General features: G+C 74.2%; 21 protein-coding genes and 1 riboswitch. Of the genes, 8 read left to right on the forward strand and 13 right to left on the reverse strand.

What is annotated here, in order from left to right:
- Positions 1 to 40: 40 nt before the first annotated feature.
- A complete protein-coding gene (locus OIE69_RS22000) occupies positions 41 to 925 on the reverse strand; it encodes a helix-turn-helix transcriptional regulator (RefSeq protein ID WP_326574788.1) in 885 nt (294 codons plus the stop codon).
- Between the two features lie 694 nt (positions 926 to 1,619).
- Here OIE69_RS22000 and OIE69_RS22005 point away from each other — a divergent pair.
- The 4 genes from OIE69_RS22005 to OIE69_RS22020 all read left to right on the forward strand — a co-directional run bounded on the left by OIE69_RS22005 (position 1,620) and on the right by OIE69_RS22020 (position 7,537).
- Positions 1,620 to 1,988 (forward strand): effector-associated constant component EACC1, encoded by a 369-nt coding sequence (locus OIE69_RS22005; protein ID WP_018558425.1) that lies wholly within the window; start codon positions 1,620 to 1,622, stop codon positions 1,986 to 1,988.
- Positions 1,989 to 2,025: 37 nt separating this feature from the next.
- On the forward strand, positions 2,026 to 4,503 hold the full coding sequence (locus OIE69_RS22010; RefSeq protein WP_326574790.1) for a caspase, EACC1-associated type: 2,478 nt from the start codon (positions 2,026 to 2,028) through the stop codon (positions 4,501 to 4,503).
- The gene (locus tag OIE69_RS22015; RefSeq protein ID WP_326574792.1) at positions 4,500 to 5,909 is read left to right on the forward strand and encodes an extracellular solute-binding protein; all 1,410 of its coding nucleotides are present in this window, start codon (positions 4,500 to 4,502) and stop codon (positions 5,907 to 5,909) included. Before OIE69_RS22010 ends, OIE69_RS22015 begins: the two co-directional genes overlap by 4 nt.
- 217 nt (positions 5,910 to 6,126) lie before the next feature.
- Positions 6,127 to 6,266, forward strand: a riboswitch (cyclic di-AMP (ydaO/yuaA leader).
- 11 nt (positions 6,267 to 6,277) lie between these two features.
- Positions 6,278 to 7,537: a M23 family metallopeptidase gene (locus tag OIE69_RS22020; protein ID WP_326574794.1), complete on the forward strand. Its 1,260-nt coding sequence runs from the start codon at positions 6,278 to 6,280 to the stop codon at positions 7,535 to 7,537.
- 117 nt (positions 7,538 to 7,654) lie between these two features.
- On the opposite strand, the gene OIE69_RS22025 is transcribed toward OIE69_RS22020, so the two are convergent.
- Together OIE69_RS22025 and OIE69_RS22030 are read right to left on the reverse strand one after the other, a co-directional pair.
- The gene (locus tag OIE69_RS22025; protein ID WP_089222611.1) at positions 7,655 to 7,936 is read right to left on the reverse strand and encodes a hypothetical protein; all 282 of its coding nucleotides are present in this window, start codon (positions 7,934 to 7,936) and stop codon (positions 7,655 to 7,657) included.
- Between the two features lie 147 nt (positions 7,937 to 8,083).
- On the reverse strand, positions 8,084 to 8,848 hold the full coding sequence (locus OIE69_RS22030) for a DUF6227 family protein (RefSeq protein WP_326574797.1): 765 nt from the start codon (positions 8,846 to 8,848) through the stop codon (positions 8,084 to 8,086).
- A 161-nt stretch (positions 8,849 to 9,009) separates the two neighbouring features.
- Here OIE69_RS22030 and OIE69_RS22035 point away from each other — a divergent pair, with 161 nt between their 5' ends.
- Positions 9,010 to 9,879, forward strand: a complete 870-nt coding sequence (locus OIE69_RS22035) for a PfkB family carbohydrate kinase (RefSeq protein ID WP_326574799.1) — start codon at positions 9,010 to 9,012, stop codon at positions 9,877 to 9,879.
- Between the two features lie 18 nt (positions 9,880 to 9,897).
- On the opposite strand, the gene OIE69_RS22040 is transcribed toward OIE69_RS22035, so the two are convergent.
- The 3 genes from OIE69_RS22040 to OIE69_RS22050 form a co-directional block, all read right to left on the reverse strand.
- A complete protein-coding gene (locus OIE69_RS22040) occupies positions 9,898 to 10,122 on the reverse strand; it encodes a hypothetical protein (RefSeq protein WP_326574801.1) in 225 nt (74 codons plus the stop codon).
- Positions 10,123 to 10,305: 183 nt separating this feature from the next.
- Positions 10,306 to 10,443 (reverse strand): hypothetical protein, encoded by a 138-nt coding sequence (locus OIE69_RS22045; RefSeq protein ID WP_326574803.1) that lies wholly within the window; start codon positions 10,441 to 10,443, stop codon positions 10,306 to 10,308.
- A 107-nt stretch (positions 10,444 to 10,550) separates the two neighbouring features.
- A complete protein-coding gene (locus OIE69_RS22050; protein WP_326574805.1) occupies positions 10,551 to 11,039 on the reverse strand; it encodes a hypothetical protein in 489 nt (162 codons plus the stop codon).
- Positions 11,040 to 11,398: 359 nt separating this feature from the next.
- On the opposite strand from OIE69_RS22050, the gene OIE69_RS22055 reads away from it, so the two are divergent.
- Both OIE69_RS22055 and OIE69_RS22060 read left to right on the forward strand, forming a co-directional pair.
- The gene (locus tag OIE69_RS22055) at positions 11,399 to 11,782 is read left to right on the forward strand and encodes a hypothetical protein (protein ID WP_326574807.1); all 384 of its coding nucleotides are present in this window, start codon (positions 11,399 to 11,401) and stop codon (positions 11,780 to 11,782) included.
- A gap of 25 nt (positions 11,783 to 11,807) precedes the next feature.
- Positions 11,808 to 12,026, forward strand: a complete 219-nt coding sequence (locus OIE69_RS22060; RefSeq protein ID WP_089222599.1) for a DUF2277 domain-containing protein — start codon at positions 11,808 to 11,810, stop codon at positions 12,024 to 12,026.
- Positions 12,027 to 12,203: 177 nt separating this feature from the next.
- On the opposite strand, the gene OIE69_RS22065 is transcribed toward OIE69_RS22060, so the two are convergent.
- From OIE69_RS22065 to OIE69_RS22095, 7 genes are all read right to left on the reverse strand, one after another.
- Entirely contained in the window at positions 12,204 to 14,228 is a 2,025-nt protein-coding gene (locus OIE69_RS22065) for a DUF6114 domain-containing protein (protein WP_326581336.1), read from the reverse strand.
- A gap of 20 nt (positions 14,229 to 14,248) precedes the next feature.
- Positions 14,249 to 14,905 carry a DUF6230 family protein gene (locus OIE69_RS22070; RefSeq protein WP_326574810.1) on the reverse strand — a complete coding sequence of 219 codons (657 nt, stop codon included), beginning with the start codon at positions 14,903 to 14,905 and terminating at the stop codon, positions 14,249 to 14,251.
- Positions 14,906 to 14,991: 86 nt separating this feature from the next.
- Positions 14,992 to 15,645, reverse strand: coding sequence for a DUF6230 family protein (locus tag OIE69_RS22075; protein WP_326574812.1), 654 nt, complete (start codon positions 15,643 to 15,645; stop codon positions 14,992 to 14,994).
- 41 nt (positions 15,646 to 15,686) lie between these two features.
- Positions 15,687 to 17,237 carry a PrsW family intramembrane metalloprotease gene (locus OIE69_RS22080; RefSeq protein WP_326574814.1) on the reverse strand — a complete coding sequence of 517 codons (1,551 nt, stop codon included), beginning with the start codon at positions 17,235 to 17,237 and terminating at the stop codon, positions 15,687 to 15,689.
- A 67-nt stretch (positions 17,238 to 17,304) separates the two neighbouring features.
- Complete coding sequence (gene trmB / locus OIE69_RS22085; protein ID WP_326574816.1) at positions 17,305 to 18,063, reverse strand: tRNA (guanosine(46)-N7)-methyltransferase TrmB; 759 nt, start codon at positions 18,061 to 18,063, stop codon at positions 17,305 to 17,307.
- A gap of 12 nt (positions 18,064 to 18,075) precedes the next feature.
- On the reverse strand, positions 18,076 to 19,305 hold the full coding sequence (gene lhgO, locus OIE69_RS22090; protein WP_326574818.1) for an L-2-hydroxyglutarate oxidase: 1,230 nt from the start codon (positions 19,303 to 19,305) through the stop codon (positions 18,076 to 18,078).
- 652 nt (positions 19,306 to 19,957) lie between these two features.
- Entirely contained in the window at positions 19,958 to 21,370 is a 1,413-nt protein-coding gene (locus tag OIE69_RS22095; protein ID WP_018558441.1) for a hypothetical protein, read from the reverse strand.
- 771 nt (positions 21,371 to 22,141) lie between these two features.
- Here OIE69_RS22095 and OIE69_RS22100 point away from each other — a divergent pair.
- Positions 22,142 to 24,175 (forward strand): asparagine synthase-related protein, encoded by a 2,034-nt coding sequence (locus OIE69_RS22100; RefSeq protein ID WP_326574821.1) that lies wholly within the window; start codon positions 22,142 to 22,144, stop codon positions 24,173 to 24,175.
- The last annotated feature ends 117 nt before the right edge of the window (positions 24,176 to 24,292 follow it).

Here is a 24,292-nt window from a genome sequence, read left to right on the forward strand (position 1 = left end):
AGGGCGGCACCGGCGCGACGCCGGTGCCTCCCTCGCGGCGTCACCGGGGGTCGGGCTCCGGGTCGGGGAACCCGCTGGCGGGTGTGTCGGAGCCGGTCCACGCGGCCAGCAGCTGCAGGGCCGCCTCGGAGGTGGAGCCGGGCTCGGCGGTGTGGATGCACACGAGCTGGTCGCTGTCGCCGGGGAAGAGCACGTGCTCGTACGACAGCGTCAGGTCGCCGACGACGGGGTGGTGGTAGAGCTTCACCCCGTGCGACCGCTGCCGCACGTTGTGGTCGGCCCACCAGGCGCGGAACTCGGCGCTCTTGATGGTCAGTTCGCCGACCAGCTCGGTCAGACCGGGGTCGTCGGGGTGGCGTGATGCGTCCAGCCGCAGGGCGGCGACCGTCTCGGCGGCGTGCTTGTCCCACTCCCGGTGCAGGTCGCGGGCCGCGTCGTCGAGGAACATGAAGCGGGCGAGGTTGCGGTCGCGGTGCGGCAGCGTGTCGAAGTCGGTGAGCAGCGTGCGGGCCAGCCGGTTCGCTGCCAGTACGTCGGTGCGGCGGCCGATGACGAAGACCGGGGTGAGGTCGGCCAGCAGGTCCAGCACGCGGTGGACCTCCGGGCGCACCCGCTGCGGCCGCACCGGCCTGCGGCGGGGCGGCGTACGGTGCCGCGCCAGCTCGAAGAGGCAGGCGCGCTCGGCCGCGTCCAGCCGCAGGGCCCGGGCGACGGCGTCCAGCACCGCCTCCGAGACATTCAGGTGCCTGCCCTGCTCCAAACGGGTGTAGTAATCGGTGCTCACCCCGGCCAGCCGCGCCAGTTCCTCCCGCCGCAACCCCGGCACACGGCGCGGCGCACCGCTGACGGTGATGCCGGCGTCCTGCGGGCTCAGCCGGTTCCTGCGGGCCCGCAGGAAGTCCCTGAGCTCGGCGTTGTGCTCCATGTGTTCCAGTATGGGCGGCCGATCATGAGGCGGCCCGGCACGCCCGGACGGGCCGGCGGCCACCCGGACGGAAGGCTCTCCGCCGGGCGGTCCGGTCGTTCCGTCCGCTCCCCGGAAGCGGCCGGGCGCCCCGCGGGGCCGACCGGCCCGCGCGGCGGTTCCAGGCGCGGCGGTTCCGCGTGACGCGGCCCGGCGGCGCCCGGTCCCGGCGGCTCCGCGGTCACGTTCGCCCGGGGCCCGGCCGGCCGTGCGAACTCCGCCGGCGGCAGCACCCGCAGCCCCCGCCGCGCAGCGCCCGCGGGGGCCGTCGGCGCGTGGCGGCCCGGCCGTCCGGTGCCGTCGCGTACGAAGACCCGGGCGGCCCGGCCGGCGACACACCCCGGAGGCCCGCGCGGGCGCCGTCGCGCGCCGGCGTCGGGTAGGTCGGCTTGACCCCGTAGGGGGTGCCGCCGGCCGTTCCTCGGGCGCCTCCCGGCCCGTGGACTCGTCCGTCTTCTCCGCTCAGCCGTCGGCCAGTGCCCTGCCGGGCTTCCTCGCGGCCTCCAAGATCGGGCGAATCCCTCGTACCGGGGGTACTCGGGCATCCACCGCGGTCCGTACCTCGCCGCGACTTCCTGCCCGGTACACACAACTCCCCGCACAAGGCGTGTGAATGACGATACGTCAGCGTAGGCTGGGAATGAGGGGAGGCGTCATGGACACCTACGTGACCATCGAGCTGGAGGGCGGCAAGGACGCGGCGGAGGACCTGCGCAGACTGGAGGTCTGGCTGCGGGCCGACGAGGAGCTGGCGCCGCTGGTCGTCCGCAGGGAGCGGCCCGCCGACGAGAGCATGGGCGTCGCCTACGACCTGCTGCTGATGATCCTCCAGGAGACCCTGCAGGCCACCGCGCTCACGCTGCTCCGCGCCCTGCGCAACCACCTGCGCAACCAGCCCGGCGACTCGCTCAGCGTCACCGTCCGCGCCGGCGACGTGGAGTGCGTCCTCACCGGCAGGGACGCCCTGACCCGAGGCGAGCTGGAGGCGATGGCGGCCCGTATCCGCCAGACGCTGGAGAACTAGATCCGGAGGAAGACCACCCTGGGGAGGTCCGGCGGGCATGCCGTACGAACCGTTCGCGTCCCGGTCGCGGGCGGTCCTGATCGGGGTGTCCCAGTACGAACACGCCCGCGACTTCTCCAACATCCCCTCCGCCCGGGCCAACGTGGCGCGGCTGCGCGCCGCACTCGTCGCCGGCAACCTCGGCCGGTTCATCCCGCGCACCGTGGAGACCCTCACCGAGCCGCGCACCCGCGACCGCGCGCTGCGGCTGATCGGCACCGCCGCCGCCCAGGCCCAGGACCTGCTGCTGGTCCACTTCACCGGGCACGGCTACGTCGACCTGGGCACCGGTGAACCCGAGCTCTACCTGATGACCCGGGAGTCCACCAAGGACGGCGCCCGTCTCGACGGCATCCCGTACCGCGACCTGCTGAGACTGCTCGCCTCCTCGCGCGCCGAGCGCGTCGTCCTCGTCCTGGACTGCTGCTACTCCGGCAACGCCGGCCTGGTGCCGCTGCCCGAGCGGCCGTTCTCCCTGATCACCTCCTCGGCGGTCGGCTCGCGCATCCACAAGGGCGACGGCATCGACCCGACTCCCTTCACCGGGGCCCTGGTCCGGGTGCTGAGCGAGGGCACCGACCCGTACGACCCGGTCACCGTGCAGCGGCTCGGGGTCCGGCTGCACGAACTGGCCGGCGAGTACGCCGCCACGCTCGACGAGCGTGTGGACTACGACCCCTGGTTCCCGACCGAGCGCTCCAGCAACAGCGCCGGCGACACCGTCCTGTCCCAGGCCCGGCTCACCCCGCGCCCCGCCCGCGGGGCCCGCGGGCTGGCGCCGCTGCGCCGGCTCGCCCAGTACGCCGGTTTCACCTGGACCTGGACGGCGGGCCCCCACCAGCCGCTCTGGCACCGGGCCGTCGGCGTCGGCACCGCCCTGGCGCTGCTCGCGGGCGGCGGCACCGGCTGGACATGGGCGCACCGCCCCGCACCGCTGTGCCCCGCCCCGCTCGAACTGCGGGTGCTCACCTCGCCGGAGACGCGCGCCGCGCTGACCTCCGTACTGGACGCCTTCCAGGACAGCGAAGCCACCGGCACGACCGCCTCGCTCGGCGGCCGGCCCGAGGGCTGCGGCCAGATCAACACCACCGTCTACGCGGCGCCGGCCGACCGCACCATCGCCGCCTTCCGCGCCTCCGCCGCCTGGGCCGAACCGGAACGCGCCTGCGAGGACGGCGGGGACTGCGCGTTGCCGCTGCGGGACGTGGGGCCGCACCCGGACGTGTGGATACCGGCGGCCGGCACCGCCCTCACCCAGGTCGCGGCCGAGACCCGGCGCCCGGAGAGCGTCGTCGGCCTCGGCCGGCCGGTCACCCTCGCGCACTCCCCGGCCGTCGTCGCCGCGACCACCTCGCTGGAGGGCGTCGGGCGTACCGGCAGCACCGCGCAGCAACTGGTCGACGCCGCCCACGCGCAGGACGTGGTCGTCCGCAGCGCGGAACCGCACTCCTCGGACGCCGCCCTGGACCAGCTGCTGCACCTGAGGCCCGGCACCCGGGTCACCACCGACGCCGTGCCCCCGGCGGACGACCGGGCCCTGGCCTGCTCCGCCCGCACATGGCTGGTCGAACGGCGCGGCACCCAGCAGGCCCTGCTCACCGCCGAGTCCACCCTGGCCGGCCTCGTCACCCCCGCCCTGGAGTCCCGTCCCCCCTGCCTGGGCAACCAGTCCGACCCGTACACCGCCTACTACCCCGCCGACGTCCCGCCCCTCGACCTCACCCTCGTACCGGTGGCCTGGGAGACCGGCCGCGCGGACCGCGCCGACCGGGCCGAGGCGGTGCGCCGGCTCGCCGGATGGCTCGGTTCCGGGCCGGGGCAGCGGGCGCTGGCCGCGCAGGGCTTCCGTACGGACGTCAGCGGGACGGACGCGGCCGGCGACACCCCGTTGGACAGCGCCGTCTTCGTCGCCGACCCCCCGGCGGGCGGTGAACCGGCCACCCGCGGGGACATCGAGGCCGCACTGCGGGACCACGGCGGGGCCGGCGGTGCCCGGCGCGACGTCCTCTTCGCCGTCGACGTCTCCAGCTCCTCCTACTCCGGCGCCAACGTCCCCGCCGTGCGCTCCGTCCTGGCCCGCGCCTCCGGCTACCGGTACGGCATCGCCGCGGTTCCCGGCCGCACCCTCCTGCCGATCGGGCCGAACGACGCGGCCGCGCGGGACGCGGCGATCCGCGCGCTGGCACCGGTCGAGCGGGACGCCCCCGTGGCCACCGCCCTGCGCCGGTGGTCCCGCGCCCTCGCCGATTCCCCCGGCGCCCTGATCGTCCTCATCACCGACGACGAGGACAGCGCCCGCGAGGAGCCGCCGGACGTGGACGTCCCCGTGCTCGTGGTCTCCCTGGAGAGCTACGGCTGCTCGCTGCGCTTCAACAAGGCGGTGACGGAGGGCGGCGGCGCCTGCCTCGCGGCCACGCAGGACCTGCCGAACCGGGTCGCGGAGACCATCACCCGCCTCACCTCGGGAGGGTCATGACAGCCACGGGCCCCGCAGGCGCGGGCGGCGCCCTCCGGCCCCCGCGCCCCGGCCGCCGCCGGCGCCGCGCCCTCGGCGTGCTGCTCGTGCTGCTCGCGCCGGCCATCGCGGCCTGCGGGGGCCCCACCACGGCCCCGGCCCCGGAACCCGACCGCTCCCGGCCGCTGATCGTCGCCAGCGACGCCGACCTCACCGCCGGCGGGCAACCCGGCGTCCGCCGCGCCCTGATCGACCAGTGGAACCGGCGCAACCCGGACCGGCCGGCCCGGCTCGTCGAGCTCCCCTCCGCCTCCGACGAGCAGCGCAGCGAGCTGATCGGCGCCTTCCAGTCCGGCACCGCCGCGTACGACGTGGTCAACCTCGACATCAGCTGGATCGCCGAGTTCGCCGACAGCGGGCTGCTGCGTCCGCTCGACCCCGCCCTCGTCGACGGGGACTTCCTGCGCCAGGCCGCGGACGCCGGCCGCTGGAAGGGCCGCACGTACGCGGTGCCCTTCAACACCGACGTCGGCCTGCTCTACTACCGCACCGACGACCTCGCCAAGGCCGGCCGCCGCCCTGCGGACCTGCGCGGCTACGCCAAGATCGGCGACCTGCTCGCCGACGTCCGCCCGCTCGGCCACGCCGCCTACACCACCCAACTGCGCGCGTACGAGGGCCTGACCGTCAACACCCTGGAGACCTTCTGGACCGCGGGCGTCGAACTCGTCGACGGCGACGGCCGCTACATCGGCACCGAGGACGGGCTGCGCGAGGGCCTGGACGAGCTCGGACGGCTGGGCGCCGCCAACAACCTCAACCCGGAGTCCCTGGAGGCCGACGAGTCGGTGACCCTCGCCCAGTTCACCGAGGGGCAGAGCGTGCTGATGCGCAACTGGCCCTACGCCTACAACCGGCTCGACGCCGCCCTCGCCCCCGGCGTCCGCTTCGGCGTGGCCCGGCTCCCCGGCGTCGCCGCCCTGGGCGGGCAGAGCCTGGGCGTGGCGGCCACCAGCGACCGCCCCGGCGACGCCGCGGACCTGATTCGCTTCCTGACCGGACGCGGCGCCCAACATGCCCTGCTCAGCGCCGGTTTCGCCCCCGCGCGACGCTCTGCATACGGGGCCGGGGATGTCAACTGTGACGATCCTCACGAACCCCGCGCCTGGTTCTACGACCGCCCCGCGGGCCGCGGCTCGGAGCCCTCGCCCTCGCCGTCCGCGGCGACCCCCGGTTACACGACCCTGCTGTGGTGCGCGCTGCAGGCCGCCAGGGCCCGTCCGGCGACCGCGCACTACGTCACGTTCACCCGGGTCCTGCAGCGTGAAGTGCACGGAATGCTCGCGGCGCACCGCTCGGCCGACGCGTCGGCCGAGCGCCTGGGCGGCCGTCTGGGGCGTGCGCTCGGCGGCCGGGGTCCGGGGTGACCGTCACTCCTCGTGAGCGCGGCACTCCCTTCCGCATAACGACTGATGCACACTCACATTTCCCGTAGGTCACGGCAGTCACGACCCAATGTCCGCTTATGCCCTGTCCATCCCCATAGATTCCCGTCATGAACTCGCTTGAGTGGCTTGGAATTGGCGGGCGCCTCTATTAACGTTCGATAACGCAGCGCGGTTATTCCGCCGCCGACAGGGCGGCGCCGTGCGCTTGCCGAATCCCGTCCGCGGGAACCGGGGAACCACTTCCTGGGGTGAATCGGGGGCCGTCCGCGGTCCTCGTAGGAGACCTTCCTGCTCCGAACCCGTCAGCTAACCCGGTAGGCGAGAAGGAAGGAAAGGAGCGCGCCCGCGTGGCGTCGAACGAGCCTGCCCTGATACCCGGACAGCAACAGGGGTCCGCAACCGCGTACTCCGAGTGGGACACCGCCGAGTGGAACATCGCCGCCGGCTGGAATCCCCCGGCAGCCGAGCAGGCACCGCCGACGAAGAACGCCATCGACGGCTGGGACACCGGCCAGTGGAACATGGCCGCCGGCTGGCTCGACGCGGCCGCCGCCGCGGAGACGGCCTCCCAGAACGCCGGCGTCGCGGAGCCCGAGGCTGCCGGTCCCGAGGCGTACGAGGCCGCTGCCGCGCACCCGCGGCGGGAGGACATCGAGGCCTTCGAGGCGTTCGGGGGCCCCCGGGACGTCGAGGGCGCGCCCGTCGAGGGCCCGCAGGCCGAGCCGTGGAACCCCACCGAGGAGTCCGCGGGCACCGTGCGCGGCCGGCACCGCGTCGCCAAGCAGCGTTCCCTGGGCCGCGGTTCGGCGGTCTTCGGGGTCGCGGCCGTGGCCGTGCTGGGCGTCGGAGGGGTCGCCACCGCCGAGGGCAAGAACCCGCTCCCCGTCTCCCTCCCCCATCTGCCCGACGCGTCGCAGCTGCCCGGCATCGGCGCGCTCGTCGACGACGACAGCGCCCCCGAGGCCAAGCCCGTCGCCGAGGCCCTGCGGTCCGACGCGGGTGAGGCGCTGCGCAACCGCATCCTCGACCAGGCCCAGCAGCAGCGGAACGCCGCCGACCGGGCCGCCAGGAACGCCGCGCAGCAGGAGGCCTCGGCCAAGGCCGCCAAGTCCGCCGCGCAGGAGCGGGTCCGCGCCGAGGCCGCCGCCAAGAAGAAGGCCGCGGCGGAGGCCGCGAAGAAGATCGAGGCCGAGCGCCTGGCCGAACTCGCCAAGAGCTTCGTCAAGCCGGTCTCCTCGTACTCGCTGACCGCCGGCTTCGGCGAGTCCAGCTCGCTGTGGGCCAACACCCACACCGGCCAGGACTTCGCCGCCCCGACCGGCACCCCGGTCAAGGCCATCCACGGCGGCACCATCACCGAGGCGGGCTGGGCCGGTTCGTACGGCTACCGCATCATCCTGACCCTCGACGACGGCACCGAGCTCTGGTACTGCCACCTCTCCTCGATGATCGTCACCTCCGGCAAGGTCAGCACCGGTGACACCATCGGCCGGGTCGGCGCCACGGGCAACGTCACCGGTCCGCACCTGCACCTCGAGGTGCGCCCCGGCGGCGGCGACCCGATCGGCCCGATGGGCTGGCTGCGCAGCAAGGGCCTCTCCGTCTGACGCGGCCGGCCGGGAGCGGCCGCGGCTCTTCGCGGCGGCCGTGAACGGCCTGTACGACCACACGAACTCCGGCGGTCCTGGTGACACCCCCCGTCATCCAGGGCCGCCGGTCCGTGTCTACGGGACGACGAAGTTGTAGAGCTCCGAGATTCTCGGCGGCCCGCTCGGCTCCGGGAAACCGGACTCCTTGGCGGCGGGCATCATGATCTCCATGAAGGCCTCGAGCGCCTGGGCGGACTGCCAGACGTTCACCAGGCGCAGCCCCTCGTTGGTGATCACGGCGGCATGAGAGAGCAGGCCGGCGGGCGGATGCTCGGGCCCGAACCCCGCGCGGTGGTTCGCCTCCTCGTACTGCAGGGCCGTCACACCGGGGAACTCGACCTCCGCCAGGACCGGCATGGGAACCTCCCGCCTCCCACCGACACGCCTACGCCCCAATTTCCTCCGGCTGCACCCCGGCCGCAATCCGGAACCCGGCCGCAATCCGGAACCCGGCCGCAATCCGGAACCCGGCCGGAGCCGGGCCCGAACGCGGCCGTCACGCGCTCAGAGCCCTTCCAGCCGTACGTCCGCGGAGTCGCAGGCCGACGTCTCGTCGGCGTACACCTCGCAGACCGGCCGCCCGTCGGGGGTCATCGTGTGCTCGACCTCCCAGAGGCTGATCTCCTCGCCGGTCTCCAGCAGGAAGGCGTGCTCGTACAGCGTCCAGCCGGCGACCCGGCCGGTGCCGATCCGGGTGTGCCGCCCGGTGACGTACGCGATGTCGTGGCCGACCGCCGAACCCAGCCGGCTGCGCAGCTCCTCGCCCGGCACGTCCGTGTTCTCGGCGCGCCGCAGCACCCGCCACGCGTGCTCGGCGGAGTGGTCCTCCGAGTACTGCCGGGGCCCGGGCGTCAGGTCCATCGCCAGCTGCGGCAGCCGCGCCAGCCAGTCCGCCGCCTCCGCCTCCAGCTCCTCCGGGGAGGGCTCGCCGAAGCGGGCGTCGATCATGTGCTGCGCGGCGGCCAGCGCGTCCGGGTCGGAGTACACCTCGTACAGCGGTTCGTCGCCGCCGGGGCCGGTGTTGTGCTCGATCTCCCACAGCATCTGCGTACTGCCGTCGGCCAGCAGGAACGTGTGCCGCAACGTCCTGCGGCTCAGCCGGCGCGGCGGCCCCTTGCGCTGACGGAAGGACGCCAGCTCCGTGCAGCCCATCAGCGCGGTCGCCAGCCGTCCCAGCACGCGGTCGTCGACGTCGAAGGCGTTCTGCGCCCTGGCCAGCACCACCTCGACGTCCGCCGGACCCGCCCCACCTGGTCGCGCGTTCCCCATGCGGTCCTCCTGCTCACGGCATTCCCCGCGCACCATTGCGAGCACTCAGCGTAGTGGTGTCGACGCTCTGCGCGTCGGGTCTCGCGGAAAAATGGTGCACCCCCACCCGTAGGAGGCGCGTAAGACACGAAACGCACGCCCCCTGCTGCCACTATGCGCCCATGCGCGCACTCTTCGTAGGCCTCTGCACTCTCGATGTCATCACGCTCGTCGACCACGTCCCGGCCCCGAACGAGAAACTCACCGCCCGCACCCAGACCGTCGCCGCCGGCGGCCCCGCCACGGGCGCCGCCGCCACCTTCGCCCACCTCGGCGGCGAGGCCGTCCTGCTCACCGCCTTCGGCGGCCACCCTCTCGCCGGCGCGATCGACGCCGACCTCGCGGCACTCGGCGTCGACGTCATCAACCTCACCGCGGACTCCCCCGAACCCCCGGCGGTCTCCACGATCCTGGTCACCGCCGCCACCGGCGACCGCGCCGTCGCCTCCACCAACGCGGCCTCAGGGGCCTCCGTCTCCCCGCCCGGAGACCTCTCCGTCCTGGTCGGCGACGCCGATGTCGTCCTCGTCGACGCCCACCACCCCGCCCTCGCCGTCCCCGCCGCCCGCCTCGCCCGCGCCGCCGGAGTCCCCACCCTCCTGGACGCGGGCAGCTGGCGGCCCGCCACGCCCGCCCTGCTCCCCTACGTCGACGTCGCCGTCTGCTCCGCCGACTTCCACCCCCCGGGCACCACCACCCCGGCCGAGGCCCTCGCCTTCCTCCACGACGCCGGCGTCCGCTGGACCGCCGTGACCCGGGGCGCGTCCCCCATCCTCCGGCCCGACGGGCAGATCCCCGTCCCCGCGGTCACCCCGGTCGTCGACACCCTCGGCGCGGGCGACGTCCTCCACGGCGCCCTCGCCCACCACCTCGCCACCCACATCACGACCCGCCTCACCCCGCCGGCCTTCGACGCCGCCCTCGCCTTCGCGGCCACCGTCGCCTCCCGCACGTGCGCCACCTTCGGCACCCGGGAGTGGATGCGGGCCTGAGGGGTCCCGGCCAGGAGGTCAGGACCGCCCGCGGCTCCGCCCCGCGAACAGCGTGAACAGCACGACGCTCACCCCGAGCACGGCCCACCCCACGGCGGTCTCCGACAGCGAGGTCTGCGTCCGCTTCGGCAGCAGCGACAGGCATCCGAGCACGACGAACATCGCCCCCAGGTAGCTGAACCCCGCCGTCAGCACCCACCGCACCATTCGGCCCGACCGCACGTTCGGCGACTTGTTGCCCATGGGGATCCCGCCCTGTTCCTCGACGATGCCGCGACACCCGGGGGCCCATGCTCCGGCCCCTCCGCAGTGCTTCAACGCCCGCCCACGGTCCCCGACACGGGCGTACGAAGTCACGAATTCACGGGTGTTGCTCACGGGGCTGGTGTGAATCGGCTAGCGACAGCCGGTGGGATGGGCGCGGTTTTACCGCTCGCGGCGGCCTCGGAGGGCCAGCGCTCCGGCCGCGAAGATGACGACCGAGGTGGCGAGGACGGTCCAGAAGAATCCCGACTCCTGAAGGGACCGCAGAGCGTCTTGGGGAAGCAGGGCGAAGATGAGCAAGACCAATCCAGTTGCGAGTGCATAGCTCACTCCCGCGCCCAAGAGGACGCGCAGCGCGCGGGATGTCAGCGAGGGGTGCATTTGAGAGGCCATGGTCGCTCCGGCTGTCACTCGGTGATGAAGTGGCATTGCGACGCGCGCTTGGTGCCAGCGACGAAGAAGTCCGCACACGCCTTGCCGTAGTGCTTCAACGTGCGGTGCGTCGTGTCGACACGGCCGATCGAACTGTGGAGCGTGCACTTGCGGTGCGTTTCGCCCCTGCTGATGAGGTAAACACGGCCATTCGTGTCCGAGTAGCGCCAGTCGATACGCCAGTTGCACCAGTTACCGCCGGCGCTGTCCATCCCGAAGCTGTCTTGCACGGATGCCTCCTGGCGGTTCACGTTCCTGCCCGACCCACGCACGAAGTGGCCGAGCGTGGTGGTGGGGAGGCAAAGCTCCTGTCCCTTGGCATCCATGCAGAAGCCGACCACCTTTGCGTACCCCACGGCACTTGCCGACGCGGGCGTCGAGAAGCTGATCACCGTGGCGACTGCCGTGGATGTCGCCAGGGCGGCCTGCGACACGTAGCGCGTCACCGCGTTGACTCGGCCCATGAGGATTCCTCCGATGCTCTTGATGTCGTGACGCACCAGGAACGGCGGATCCGATTCGGGCGATACGTGGTGTTGCGTGCCGGTGACAGAAGGTCGCTCGGGGGAGTGGTGCAGGAACCTTAAAGCATCAGTTCTGCAACAGGAGTTAGGCCGTCAGCCTGCGGCGATGGCGGAGTAGGTCCAGACGTCTGCGGGCGGTTCGTGCTGGAGGCGCCAGGCCCTTGTCTTCGACGTTTACGGCAGGGCCGCCGAGCATCCAGGGCCGAGGGCCGCCGATGGCATCCGGCTCTAACAGGAGTGACTGACACGTGTGGCGCGCAGTGCGCGACGGGCACGCCGCGCGGGCGGAGCATGGGGCCATGAGGCAGAGCGAGACGCCGGTCACGGATGGGTTCGAGCAGGCGATGGAGGCGTTGCGGAGGGCGCCGTACGGGGAGGTGGACGAGGCGTTGTGGGAGGTGGAAGGGAGCGTGCTGCGGGAGGCGCGGGGGCATTTGGAGGCGTGGGAGCGGGTGGTGCGGAGGCTGGAGGCGGGGCAGGGGACGGCGCGGGGGGAGCTGGTGTGCCGGGACGGGGTGGCGGGGCTGGTGCGGGGGCTGCCGGGGCCGGTGGCGGAGTTGTTCGGGGAGTCGCTGGGGGAGGTGGACGGCCGGTACATGGAGCTGACGGTGGAGGACGCGGCCGCGCCGGGCGGTGCGGGCGGCTGGTGGTGGGGCCGGCGGCCGCGCGCGGGGTGGGCCTGACAGTGGGCGCGGGCACACTGGAGCCATGTGCCGAAGCATCAAGACCCTGCGCCCGCCGATGACGCCCGAGGTCGGCGAAGAGGACATCCGGGCCGCGGCCCTGCAGTACGTGCGGAAGATCTCCGGGTTCCGGGCGCCGGCGGCGCACAACCGGGAGGCCTTCGAGGAGGCGGTGGACGCCGTGACGGCGGCCACGCGCGAGCTGCTCGCCGGGATCCAGGTCCGGGGTCAGCGGACTTCGTAGCCCTGGCGGTGGTTCCCCGCGGCGGCGTCACGTTGAGTGGTGGCTCGGTGGCGGTAGGTTATGGCCTGCTCGAACCAGTCCGCCGCTGTACTGAGGTGTGCCATGTCCGTTGTCCGTAGGGCCCTCGTCGTCACCGCTCTGACCGCCGTGCTCCTGGCCAGTGCCGTCGTGTGCCAGTCAGCGGAGTGACGCCGACGCCTGCTGGTGCAGGCCCGGGATCGTGATCCGGTGCGCGGTCAGCAGTTGGTTGTAAGCCACGGCCTGCGTGAAGAACAGCGGGATGGGGATCGTCAGCCCGGGCGGCAGCGGGGGCGGCATGTCCGGGGTGAAGGTGACCGGGAGCAGCCCGAGGAGGTTGCCGCTGAGGACCCGGGTGAGCAGGACGACCGGACGCCCGGTGGCGGTCGTGGTGCTCCCGGGCCGGGCGTCCGACTCGAGTTCGCCCTGGCAGGGGGCCCACGGCGGCGGCTCGGGGGAGACGCGGCCGATGCCGGGCAGCCCGATGTCCAGCAGCGGCAGGCCGATCCCGGGCAGGCCGTGGAAGGGCGGCGTCCAGTCGCGGGCGTGGTGGCGGGCGCAGGCGGGGGAGAGCAGGCCCGCGGTCTGGCGCAGGCTCGCGATGTCGGCGCGCCAGGCGGTGAAGACCAGGACGCGTTCGGCGCCGGCGCGGGTGGGGACGGCGGTGATGCCGTGGTACGTCAGCCCGGTCAGGACCAGCAGCGGGGTGAGTACGCGGAACGGCTGCTCGGCGGTGGTCACGCGGTCGCGGTAGCCCGCCGCGCCGATGGACAGTTCCAGGGAGACCTTCGGCAGGCACCAGGGGGAGTCGGGGGTGCCCAGGCGGATGCGGGCGGGGAGCAGGGAGAGCGGTTCGTCCATGCCGCCGTCGGAGGGGCGGCGGGGGACGACCAGGTCCAGCAGCGAGTCGGGGGGGCTGATCCTGTTGCCGGACAGGAGGCCGGTGGGCGGGGTGCCCGCTGACGGTGCGGGGACCTCGGGCCGCGTACGCCGGGTGGACCCGCCCGCGCGGGGTGCGGGCGGTGCGTAGGGGGTGGCGCCCGGCCGCCGCGGCGCCGGTGCCTGCGCGGACGGCTGCTTGCCCCGCAGCCCCAGCAGGTCGCCCACCGCTCCCAGCAGCCCGCCCGAAGGCTGCTGCGGCGCCGCGCGCTGGGACGGTACGGGGCCCGGGCCGGCACCCTTCGGGGTGCCGCCGGGCGAGACGTCGAGCGAGCCGCGGACCGGGAGCGGGGCCTGCGCCTCGACGTCGGCGTGGAGCCCGCCCGGGGCCCGGTTCCTGGACTTGCCCGTGACGCTTCCGGTGCCGTGCGCGGTGGGGTTGCGGGCGTGGTAGAGGCCGTCCAGCACGTCGCACACGGCCTCGCCCGCGCTGCGGTAGCCCTTGGCGGACCGGGCGGTGCCGTCGCCCCTGGGCGCACCGGCGTCGTGGGCCATGGCCATCGGCGCCATCGGCTGCAGTCCCCCGGCGAGCAGTGCCCCGCCGACCGGGAGCGCGCCGATGGCCCGCAGCCGCACGGCCCGGTTGCGTACGGCCCGGGTGCGTACGGCCGAGCGGAGCGCCGCCGTGTCCGCGCCCGCGGCGTCATCACCCGAGCCGGAGACCGTGCCGGAGCCGGAGCCGGAGCCCGAGCCCGCGCCCGATGCCGTGGGCGGCGCCGGCTCCGTACCGCCCGCGGGGGCCGCCGGCGGGACCGCCGGGGCCGGGGTGCCGTCAGGCGTGCGCGCCGGGGTGCCGCCCTGCGGCATGCCCGCCGCGGGCCCCGTGGCGCCGCCCCCGCCGCCCCAGTCGGGCACCGGCCGGGACCGCCTGCCGCGGCCGTCGTCGCCGTCCGGCACCCAGCTGACGGCCATGGCCCCGCCGATGACGCCCAGCAGGAAGCCGATCAGGAAACCGCCGAAGTTGGACAGCACCAGCGAGGCGACGGAGAAGACGAGGGTCGCGATGCCGGCGAAGGCGCGGTAGCGCGGGGCCAGCCACAGGGTGAGGCCCAGGATGACCAGGAAGACACCCATGAGCAGGCCGGAGACACCGGCGATGCCCTCGTGGATCATGAGCGAGAGCGGGGCGAGCGGGATGGAGAGGATCTCCACCCCGGCGAGGAGGGTCCATACGCCGGCCCAGAAGGGACGGCTGCGGCGCCAGGCGCGGAAGCGGGAACGGAGGGCTCCGGCGCGGCTCAGCATGCGGGTCACGGCGGCGTCTCCTAGAAGCAGGAGTGGTCGCCGCGCAGCACCTGCACGTGCAGGTCCGGCAGCCGGAACGTGGCTGCGCTGACCGACCGGTTCTCCTGCCGCAGGTCGCGGATGCGGATGGTCGTGGCCTGCTGCGCGAAGGCCCCGGCCGGCCCCCGGACGCCGGGGACCTGGTCCACCGTCGAGGCGTCCTGGCCGATGTGGATGTTCTCGAAGACGGCGTCGCCCTTGATGTCGTGGGCGTCCGCGACGAGGCGGTCGGCGCTCGCCGGGTCCGCGGTCAGCCGCAGCGTGACCGGGCCGATGACCGGTACCGGCTGGACGACGGACTGGCACAGGTCGTGCAGGGTGGCCCGGCGGACGGCGGACAGCGCCTCCGGGTAGACCGCGTCACGGCCCCGGTCGAGGACGCCGAACTGGACGAATCCGTCGCCCTCCAGGAGGGAGGAGGAGATCTGGAAGCTCTCTCCGGCGACGGTGAAGGAGTTGGCGGACACCCCGAACGAGGCGGCGAGCGCGCCGGTGGCCAGGCTCGCGACGACGGCGCCCGCGGCCGCGACGGTCGGCACCATGACGAGGGCGAGCCGCTTCCAGCTGGTGCGGCCGGAGGCGGCGACGGCGGCCTGGGACATGGCGGGCCGTGACCCGGTGGGCTCGGTGGTCAGCACATCCCGTCAACCGGGGGACAGTCTGATCGGTCGCTCGGTGGCGGTACGCAATCACCCCGATGGTCGTACGCACTCGCCCATTCGGGTCAGAAGCAGGGGTCGGCGCCCTTCTTGACCGTCATGTGCAGGCCGTTCAGGCGGAAGGTGGCCGCGCTCACGGACTTGGTGGTCTGCCGCAGGTGGTCGATGGTGACGCTCTCGGCCTGCTGCCCCACGGCGCCGGCCGGGCCGTTGGCCCTGCCCTCGGTGTCCGTCTTCGAGGCGTCCACACCGATCCGGATGTCGTGGAACTCGGCGTCGCCCGCGAGGTCGTCGCTGTCGACGATCAGCTGGTCGGCGTGGACGGGCTTGTCACCGGCGCCCGCGCTGATCCGCAGGGTGACCTGGCCGAAGCCGGGGACGGAGCCGACCACGGACTGGCAGAGATTGCGCAGCTCGGCGGAGGCGATGGCGGAGACGGCCTGGGGGAAGTCGCCCTCGGCGGTGTGGTCGATGGTCACGTACTGGGTGAAGCCGGTGCCGGTCAGGCTGTCCGCGGCGATCTGGATGTTCTGGCCGGACAGGGCGGTCGTGGTCGGTGAGATCGCGAGGGAGACGGGCACCACCCCGGCGCCCGCACCGACGGCCACGGCGGTGGAGACGGCGAGGGTCGGTATGAGGACGACTGCCGTGCGCGTCCAGCTGGTGCGGCCGGACGGACGGCGGCCGGAGCGGCTCGTACGTCGTATCAGCGGGCTCACCCGGCCATTGCATCCCCGGCCGCGGGGCCGGGCAACCGGAGTCAGCGGTGGCGGCCGCCCCGGGGGTCCCGGTAGGGGGCGGCCTGCGGGTACCACCCCTGCTGCGGCGGCACCTGGGGGTGGCGCGGGCCCCACCGCTGCGGGTACGCCCCCGCCTGCGGGGGCTGCTGCGGCCAGGCCTGGGGCTGCGGCCAGGCCTGGGGCTGCGGCCATGACTGCCCGTACGGCTGGACCTGCGGATAGGGCCCGTACGGGGGCCCCGGAGGGGGCGCCGCCCACGGGTACACGGGCGGGAAGGCGGGCCGGATGGCGTGGGCCGCATGGGTGAGCGCGGGCTGGGCGACGGCCTTGCGCTCCCACAGGTGGTGGAGCAGCTCCTGCTCCCGGGCCTGGAAGTCGGCGCCGGCGGCCCCGCGGTTCGCGCGGGCGCGCAGGAAGGCGAGCGAGGTCGCGAAGGACACGTACTCGCGCACCGTGCGGGCGGCCTCCTTGCCCTGCGCGGCGCGGGCGGCGGAGCGGGCGAGGCCGCGGCCCTTCATGGAGCCGATGGCGGCGGGCTCGGGAAGGCTGAGCCAGCCGGCCATCGCGTACAGCGGCAGCTGGGTGCGGATTGTCTTCAGCTCGTTCGAGCGGGACCAGATCGCGAGCCAGACCAGCAGGCCGAACAGCGGGATCATCACCGTCGCGTAGACGGCGAGGAAGCCGAGCGGGCTGAACGAGGCGGAGCCGTTCCAGGTGCCGTGCAGGACCATCGCCAGCAGCCAGCCGCCGAGCGGGGCCAGCCAGCGGCGGGCCCGGCCGGGGCGGGAGGTGGCGGCGATGGCGAAGCCGATGCCGGTGAGCGAGGTGAACAGCGGGTGCGCGAAGGGCGTCATCACGATCCGGACGACGAACATCGCCGCGGTCGTGCCCAGGCCGCCGTCGGTCCCGTACGCCTGGTCCTCGGCGAAGCCGGAGCCCAGGTAGAGGATGTTCTCGGTGAACGCGAAGCCGGTGGCGGTGAGCCCGGCTATGACGACGCCGTCGACGATCCCGGTGAAGTCGCGGCGGCGGAAGAGGAAGAGCAGCAGGACGGCGGCGCCCTTGGCGCTCTCCTCCACGACGGGGGCGACGAAGGTGGCGCCCCAGATGTCGCTCTGCGAGTCGCTGGCCGTGAAGGTCGTCGCGAGCAGTTCCGTCGCGTACTCGTTGGCGAGGATGGCGACCAGGGTGGCGGCGCACGCGCCCCAGGCGAAGGCGAAGACCGCGTTGCGCAGCGGGGTCGGCTCCACCCGGTCAAGCCAGAGGAAGGCGCCGCCGAGGATCGGGACCGGCAGGACCGCCAGGAGGAGACCGACGAGGAAGCCCTCTGTGCCGGTCTGGCGGCGCACCAGCGCCAGGATGAGCACCCCGCACAGCGCCAGCACGGAGAAGAGCGCCACCAGCCGGAACGTCCGGTTCTCCCAGAAGTGCCGGCGCGGCTTGTAGTGCCACTGCCCGGGTGCGGGCAGCGCGAACTGCGGTTGCTGCTGGTGTTCCGGATACTCGGGTACGGCGGGTTGGGCCGCCGGGCTCGGGAGGGGCGAGTCGGGCGAATGCGAGTACGAGGACACCCGATGACCTTACGGCGCGTCGGCCGCGCGGCGCGATGGTGTTGCGGATTACCGCACCGCTGAGCGATCAGCGGCGCTCGAAGACCAGGTCGTGGACGACGTGGCCCTTCGCGATCCCCTGGCGCTCGAACTTGGTCATCGGGCGGAAGGCCGGGCGCGGCTCGGCGTAGCCGCTGGTGGTGGCGTAGGCGTTCACCAGGCCGGGCTCCGCCGTCAGCACCTCGAGCATCTGCTCGGCGTACGGCTCCCAGTCTGTCGCGCAGTGCACGGTGGCGCCGGGCCGCAGCCGCGACACGGCGAGGGACAGGAACTCCGGCTGGATCATGCGGCGCTTGTGGTGCCGGGCCTTGGGCCACGGGTCGGGGAAGTAGACCCGCAGGCCGGCCAGGGATTCCGGGGCGAGCATGTCGCGCAGCAGGACGACGGCGTCGCCGTTGGCGACCCGGACGTTGCGCAGGCCCTCGCGCTCGGCGAGGTGGACGAGGTTGCCCTGGCCGGGGGTGTGCACGTCCGCGGCGAGGATGCCGGTGCCGGGGTCGGCGGCGGCCATCGCGGCGGTGGCGTCGCCCATGCCGAAGCCGATCTCCAGGACCACCGGGCGGTCCGGGGCGAGGCCCGCGTCGGCGAAGAGTTTGTCCAGGTGCAGCGGCGTGCCGTCGAGGTCGACGCCCCAGTCCGCCCAGCGCCGCTCCAGCGCCGCGCGCTGGCCGTGGGTGACCCGGCCGCGACGCGGGTGGAAGGTGCGGATGCGCTGCTCGGTGTGCGCGTCCGGATGCGGATGGGAGGCGGGGCCGCCCGGGAAGTGGGGGGTGCGGGGCTTCGACATGATGCGTCGATTTTACGTACGCCCCAGCACCGCCAGTGCCCGGCGGGCGATCTCCTGGCCGATCGGCAGCGAGGCCGTCGCGGCGGGTGAGGGGGCGTTCAGCACGTGGACGAAGGGCCCGTCGCCCGCGATGAGGAAGTCGTCGACGAGCGTCCCGTCGCGCAGCACGGCCTGCGCCCGCACCCCGGCCTCCGCGGGCACCAGGTCGTCGGCGGTCACCTCGGGCAGCAGGCGCTGCACGGACTCCACGAAGGCCCGCTTCGACAGCGAGCGGCGGATCTCGCCGGCCTCGTACCGCCAGTGGCGCCGGGCGATCCGCCAGGTGCCGGGGAACGCGGCCGTCTCGACGAGGTCGCGCGGGTGCACCGTGCGCCGTCGGTAGCCCTCGCGGGCGAGTGCCGGGACGGCGTTCGGGCCGACGTGCACGGAGCCGTCGACGCCGCGGGTCAGGTGCACGCCGAGGAAGGGGAAGGCGGGGTCCGGTACGGGGTAGACCAGGCCGCGGACGAGGCCGGCGCGGTCGGGGCGCAGCTCGTGGTACTCGCCCCGGAACGGCACGATGCGCACGCCCGCGACGTCCTCGTTCGCGGTCCCGGCCATGCGGGCGACGCGGTCGCAGTACAGGCCCGCGCAGTTCACGAGTGCCCCGGCCCGGACCGGCGGGCCGCTGTGGGGCTCGACGATCACGCCGCGCCCGTCGCGGTGGAGGGCGCGGACCTCCCTGCCGTACGCGATGCGGACTTCGCCGCGGCCGCCTTCGGTGGCGAGGCGGGCCATGGCCGCGGCGACCGCGGTGAAGTCGCAGACCCCCGTCGTGCCGACGTGGATCGCCGCGAGGCCGCGTACGTGCGGCTCCCGCTCGGCGATCTGTGCCGGGCCCAGTTCCTGTACCGGGATGTCGTTCTGCCGTCCCCGCTGGGCGAGGGCGTGCAGCCGGGGCAGCTCCTCCCGCTCCGTGGCGACGATGAGCTTGCCCGTCACCTCGTGCGGGATGTCGTTGCCGGCGCAGAACTTCACCATCTCCGCGGCGCCCTGCGTCGCGTACCGGGCCTTGAGGGATCCCGGGCGGTAGTAGACGCCGCTGTGGATCACGCCGCTGTTGTGGCCGGTCTGGTGGCGCGCGGGGCCGTCCTCCTTGTCCAGGACCAGCACCGACGTGCCGGGGGAGGTACGGGTGATCGCGTACGCGGTCGCCAGGCCGACGATGCCGGCGCCGATGACGACGATGTCCGCGGTGTCCATGCGCGCGGTCACCTCCCGCGTAAGGCTTGGCCCGTCCGGGCCGCGTGCAAACCTGTCGGCGGGGCCTGTTGTTAGCGCCGGGTCGTTGGGTGCGGGTCGATCGCGCCTGCGGCGGGCATCCCCCGCCCGCCCTCCCCCAGCCTTCGGCCGGGGGGACCCCCAGAGCGCTCGCGGTTTACCCCGACATCATTCGGCGCCCAGGTCCGCCGCTCGGCTCCCCCAGCCTTCGGCCAGGGGGAGCACCCCGCCACACCCCTCCGGTCGTGTGGGCGCATGACGGCCGGAGGGGGCCAGTAAGGCACCTGCGGCAACCCCGGACCGCCTTCTCACCCGCCACCGGCCGTTGGTCGCCCAGCGATACGGAGGGGGTGGGGTCGGAGGGGTGGGCGTTCTGGACGCTGACGTGTATTTGTTGTGCGGCACAGACGGCACCTGCCTGGACCGCCCGTCATGCACATAAATATGCGGTACAGAATGCCCAGCCCCGGAGGCCCCGCCCCCGGCCCACCACGCACGCGCGCAGGCCCGCACCGACCATCCGGGATGGGGGTCCCCCCGGCCGAAGGCTGGGGGAGGGCGGGGGATGCCCGCCGCAGGCGCAAACAACCCGCACACAACAAGCGGCCGCAAGGGGCCCCCGCACCCCGGAGGGCTACGCGGGGGCCGCCAGGAGGGGCCGCGCCCGCTCCCGCAGCTCCGCGACGCGCGGCTCGTTCCCGTACGGCTCCAGCCGGTGCAGAAGGTCCCGCACGTACTCCGTCGTCCGGGCCGACGAGATCCGCCCGGCCACCTCGACCGCCTTGACCCCGGCCGCGCAGGCCGCGTCCAGGTTGCCGGACTCGAGCTCCGCCACCGCCGAGACGACGAGCCGCAGCCCGTGCGACCGCACGAACTCCTCCGTGGGCCGGGCGAGCGCCGTCTCCGTGAAGCGGCGCACCTGTCCGGGCACGCGCAGGTCGCGGTAGCACTCGGCGGCGTCCGCGGCGAGCCGGTCGTAGGAGTAGAAGCCGAGCCAGGGCGGGTCGGCGTCGCCGTCGCGGGCGCGGTCGAGCCAGGACTCGGCGGCGGCCAGGGCCGTGGCGCAGGCGGCGCTCTCGCCGGCCTTGGCGTGGGCGCGGGCCTCGACGAGGTGGAAGAAGGACATCGTGCGGGCCGTGGCGAGGCCGCGGTTGCGTTCGAGGGCGGCCTGGGCCAGGTCCACGCCTTCGTCGGCGAAGCCGCGGTACGTGGCCTGGAGGGACATCGACGCCAGGACGTACCCGCCGAGGGGGACGTCGGCCGCGGCGCGGGCGAGCCGCAGGGCCTGGATGTAGTACCGCTGGGCGGCCTCCTGCTGGCCGGTGTCGAAGGCCATCCACCCGGCGAGCCTGGTGAGTTCGGCGGTGGCCCCGAAGAGGGAGCGTCCGACCTCGTCGCTGTACGAGCCGAGCAGCAGCGGGGCCGCCTCGACCCGCAGGCACTCGGGGACCATGCCCGAACGCCAGTCTCCGCCGCCGTACTTGGAGTCCCAGCGCCGTGCGTCCTCCGCGGCTTCGCGGAGCTTGGCGACGTCGGAGTGGCCGACGTGGTGCGTGCCCGGGGCGGGGTCCTCGCGGGCGACGCGGGCGTCGGCCGGGGTTATCAGCCAGCGGGAGGCGGGCGTGACGTACGCGCTGACCGCGAAGGAGCCGGCGAGGCTCTGCCAGATGCCGCCGCCGCCCGGCCCGCGGCGGCCGGGGTCGAGCTTCCACAGGTCGGTGGCGGACTTGACGGCCTCCCCGACGTCGCGGGGGAAGGCGAGGCCCACCTCGGGCGCCGGGTCGGCGTCGGCGAGGCCGATCTCGTGCAGCGGCACGGGACGGCCGAGCTTGCTGCCGATGGCCGCCGCGATGAGGTGCGGGGCGGCGCCCTGCGGCACCATGCCCTTGGTGACCCAGCGGGCGACGGAGGTCTTGTCGTACCGCAGGGTCAGACCGCGCTGGGCGCCGAGGTCGTTGACCCTGCGGGCGAGTCCCGCGTTGCTGATGCCGGCCAGGGCGAGAAGGGTGCCGAGTTTCTCGTTGGGCCCTCGGGGTTCTTTGGTCATGACCACTACCACCTCTCGCCGTAAGCGCGAGGGCCGCGTACGCCTGCCACGCCTGTCACACCCTCTCGACGCACAACAACGGCTGGCCCGGCGCCTCTTGTGGAGGCGTGCCAGGGCCGCCGCCACCCGCCACCGGGCATGCGCCGGACCCCGAGCTGCCGGGACATCGCTTCTCGGGTGAACCCAGCGTAGTTCGCCGTATCCCGCCCGTTAAGAGCTGTTGTCCCGGATGGCGAGATTCCTGCCCTGAATGCGGCCTGGCGACTCCTGCTTGTGGCGCGTGCTACCGGCGTATGCGGCTGTGCGCCCATCCGCGCGCTCTGTGCCGGTTCGTGCGGTAGGGGTTCCATGGTGGCGTGGGTTGGCCCGCGACTCTCATGTGCGGCTATGGGGGGTAGTGGCGGGTCAGGGGGCTCCGCCACCACAATCCCCGCGGGTGGCGGACCGGTCCGGGAGGTGCGCCACGCCTCCCGGACCGCGACCCCCACATGTCGCACAACGGGCGAATGCGGCCTCCTGGGACATTGACTGGAAAATGACGTTTGAAATCCGGTGGCCCGTTCCAAGTGACATTGATCAGGGGGGAGTTGGGTCGAACCGGCCCGCGCCGGACCGCGCGTGAAGCGGGGTCCGGCCCTCAACCATGTCCTCATGCGCCTCTTTGTGCGCCGCTCCGTGGCAGCATGTTCCTCGGACGGGGCGGCAGTTCGGCCTGCCGCGGGGCCGGTCGGCCACGGTGGCCCACGTTGTCCACAACCTGTGGAGGCGGCGATGCGGTGGTTGGTGGGGTGGAGCAGCGCTGCCGTGGGACAGGTTCCCGGCGTGCGCCCCGGCCGCACCCTGCAGCCCGTCGGCGCCCAACTCCTGTGGGGTGACCCCGATCCGCTGTGGATGGTGGGCGACTGGCGCGCCGACGAGGTGCGGATCGTCCACGCCGAGAACGGCTCCGTGGCGCGGCTGGCGGTGCTGGGCCGCTGCGCCGCCTCCGACGCCGACCTGCGGGTGGGGTTGTTCGCCGCGCGCGGCGGGGCGCTGCGCCATCTGACGGCCTGGGCCGGGAGCTACACCTGTGTCCTGCAGATCGGCCGCCGCATCACGGTGCTGGGCGATCTCGCGGGCGCCCGGCCGGTGTTCCACACCCAGTGGGCGCGGGGCACGGCGTACGGCACGGCGGCGCTGCCGCTGGCCGACCTCACCGAGGCCGCCCTGGACGTGACCTACCTGGCGGCGCTGCTGGCCTGCCCCGACTCCCCCGAGGCGCTGGGCGAGGGCACCCCGTACGCCGGGGTGCGCCGGGTGCCGCCCGGGCACGCGCTCATCATGCGCGACGGGGCGCCCGAGGTCAGCGGCTACGAGCCCACCGCCTCGCTCGCCGTCGCGGGCACCCCGGCCGCCTACGCCGACCCGGACCACGCGATCGCCGGCATACGGGACGCGCTGGTCGACGCCGTCCGGACGCGGCTGGCGCAGCCCCGCTTCGTACCGGACCCCGGCGAGGACCCCGCGCCGGGCATCGGGGCCGACCTGTCCGGGGGCAGCGCCTCCTCCACGCTCGCCCTGCTCGCCGCCGGCCTGCCCGGGATGCCGGGCACACCGCTCGGGCACGGCTCCGCCGCGGGACAGCGTCTGCTGGCGGTGACCTTCAACGACCTCGCCACGGGCAGCGTCCAGGCGCGCGAGGCGGAACTGGAGCGGGCCCGCAGCATGGCCGCCGACCCCCGGCTGCACCACGTCGTCGTGCCGGGCGGGCCGGAGTCGCTGCCGTACGCCGACCTCGACAGCGGGCCGCTCACCGACGAGCCGGGCCCCTCGCTGATCACGGCGGAACGGCACCGGCGGCGCCTGGCGGCGGGCGGCGCCGACCACTTCGTGGGGCATGGCGCCCGGCAGGCGCTGGACGCCCATCCGGCGCGGCTGGCCGACCTGTTGATGGACCGGCGGCGGCGCGGCCTGCTGCGCCCCGTCACGGCCCTGGCGCGGGCGGACGGGCCCTCGGGGCGCTCGGTGTTCGTGCCCTTCACCGTGTACCGGGCGGCGCGGCGGCTGGCCCGCACCAGCTACCGGCAGGGCGTGGAGGACGCGGCGGCACGGCTGCTGGACCGGCGCTTCGAGGAGCACGGCGGCGCGCTGGCCGCGTCGCTGGCGGCCCTCGCGTGGTGCCGGCCGGGTCCCGCGGCGCGCTGGCTGACCGGCGAGGCGCTGGCCGAAGTATCGGTTCGCCTCCAGGACGCGGCGGCCCGGCCGGGCACGACCGTGGAGCGCCCGGGTGAGCGCCGGGCGCGTGCCGCGCTCGCCCGGCACGCCGCGGACCACCGGGTCTTCGAGCAGGCCGCCGAGGTGCGCGGCCAGCGGCTCCACGCGCCCTTCCTGGACAACCAGGTGGTGCGGGCCTGCCGGGCACTGCCCGAGACGCTGCGCGTCCAGCCCGGCGCCCGTGCCACGATCCTGCGCTCCGTCCTGGCGGGCGCGGGCATCCGCGAACTGCCGCCCGGCTGGGGTGCCAACTCCCATGTCTCCACGGCCGTCGCCGTCCGCGCGGGCCTGCGGTCGGCCGTCGACGACCTGCTCGACCTCTTCGAGGCCCCGCTGCTCGCGGACGCCGGGCTCGTCGAGGCCCGGGTCGTACGGGCCGCCCTGCGCGCGGCGGCGGACGGCGAACCGGTCCCCGTCGACGGGCTCGCCGACCTGGTCGCCACGGAGGTGTGGCTGCGCCGCCTGCTGGCGCGGCGCGGCTCCTGCTGGACGGGCACGGAGGTGCCGGAACAGCGCGCGGTCGCGGGCGGGGTGCAGCGGCTGTCGCTGTAACCGGCGGCGGTCACCGGCGCAACTGCCCCGTGCATAAGCCAATGTGGGTGGGCGTGCGCCCCATGTATGCGCTGTCCGGCGGGAAATGGACGCTGTTCCTCCACAAATGTCGTCGGC

It is taken from the genome of Actinacidiphila glaucinigra (assembly GCF_035918135.1).
Classification (GTDB): domain Bacteria; phylum Actinomycetota; class Actinomycetes; order Streptomycetales; family Streptomycetaceae; genus Actinacidiphila; species Actinacidiphila glaucinigra.

Bases quoted from the DNA above. Each gene is read 5' to 3' on its own strand.
- OIE69_RS22000 (WP_326574788.1), bottom strand. From the start codon at position 925: ATGGAGCACAACGCCGAGCTCAGGGACTTCCTGCGGGCCCGCAGGAAC.
- OIE69_RS22005 (WP_018558425.1), top strand. From the start codon at position 1,620: ATGGACACCTACGTGACCATCGAGCTGGAGGGCGGCAAGGACGCGGCG.
- OIE69_RS22010 (WP_326574790.1), top strand. From the start codon at position 2,026: ATGCCGTACGAACCGTTCGCGTCCCGGTCGCGGGCGGTCCTGATCGGG.
- OIE69_RS22015 (WP_326574792.1), top strand. From the start codon at position 4,500: ATGACAGCCACGGGCCCCGCAGGCGCGGGCGGCGCCCTCCGGCCCCCG.
- OIE69_RS22025 (WP_089222611.1), bottom strand. From the start codon at position 7,936: ATGCCGGTCCTGGCGGAGGTCGAGTTCCCCGGTGTGACGGCCCTGCAG.
- OIE69_RS22030 (WP_326574797.1), bottom strand. From the start codon at position 8,848: ATGGGGAACGCGCGACCAGGTGGGGCGGGTCCGGCGGACGTCGAGGTG.
- OIE69_RS22035 (WP_326574799.1), top strand. From the start codon at position 9,010: ATGCGCGCACTCTTCGTAGGCCTCTGCACTCTCGATGTCATCACGCTC.
- OIE69_RS22040 (WP_326574801.1), bottom strand. From the start codon at position 10,122: ATGGGCAACAAGTCGCCGAACGTGCGGTCGGGCCGAATGGTGCGGTGG.
- OIE69_RS22050 (WP_326574805.1), bottom strand. From the start codon at position 11,039: ATGGGCCGAGTCAACGCGGTGACGCGCTACGTGTCGCAGGCCGCCCTG.
- OIE69_RS22055 (WP_326574807.1), top strand. From the start codon at position 11,399: ATGAGGCAGAGCGAGACGCCGGTCACGGATGGGTTCGAGCAGGCGATG.
- OIE69_RS22060 (WP_089222599.1), top strand. From the start codon at position 11,808: ATGTGCCGAAGCATCAAGACCCTGCGCCCGCCGATGACGCCCGAGGTC.
- OIE69_RS22065 (WP_326581336.1), bottom strand. From the start codon at position 14,228: ATGCTGAGCCGCGCCGGAGCCCTCCGTTCCCGCTTCCGCGCCTGGCGC.
- trmB (WP_326574816.1), bottom strand. From the start codon at position 18,063: ATGTCGAAGCCCCGCACCCCCCACTTCCCGGGCGGCCCCGCCTCCCAT.
- lhgO (WP_326574818.1), bottom strand. From the start codon at position 19,305: ATGGACACCGCGGACATCGTCGTCATCGGCGCCGGCATCGTCGGCCTG.
- OIE69_RS22095 (WP_018558441.1), bottom strand. From the start codon at position 21,370: ATGACCAAAGAACCCCGAGGGCCCAACGAGAAACTCGGCACCCTTCTC.
- OIE69_RS22100 (WP_326574821.1), top strand. From the start codon at position 22,142: ATGCGGTGGTTGGTGGGGTGGAGCAGCGCTGCCGTGGGACAGGTTCCC.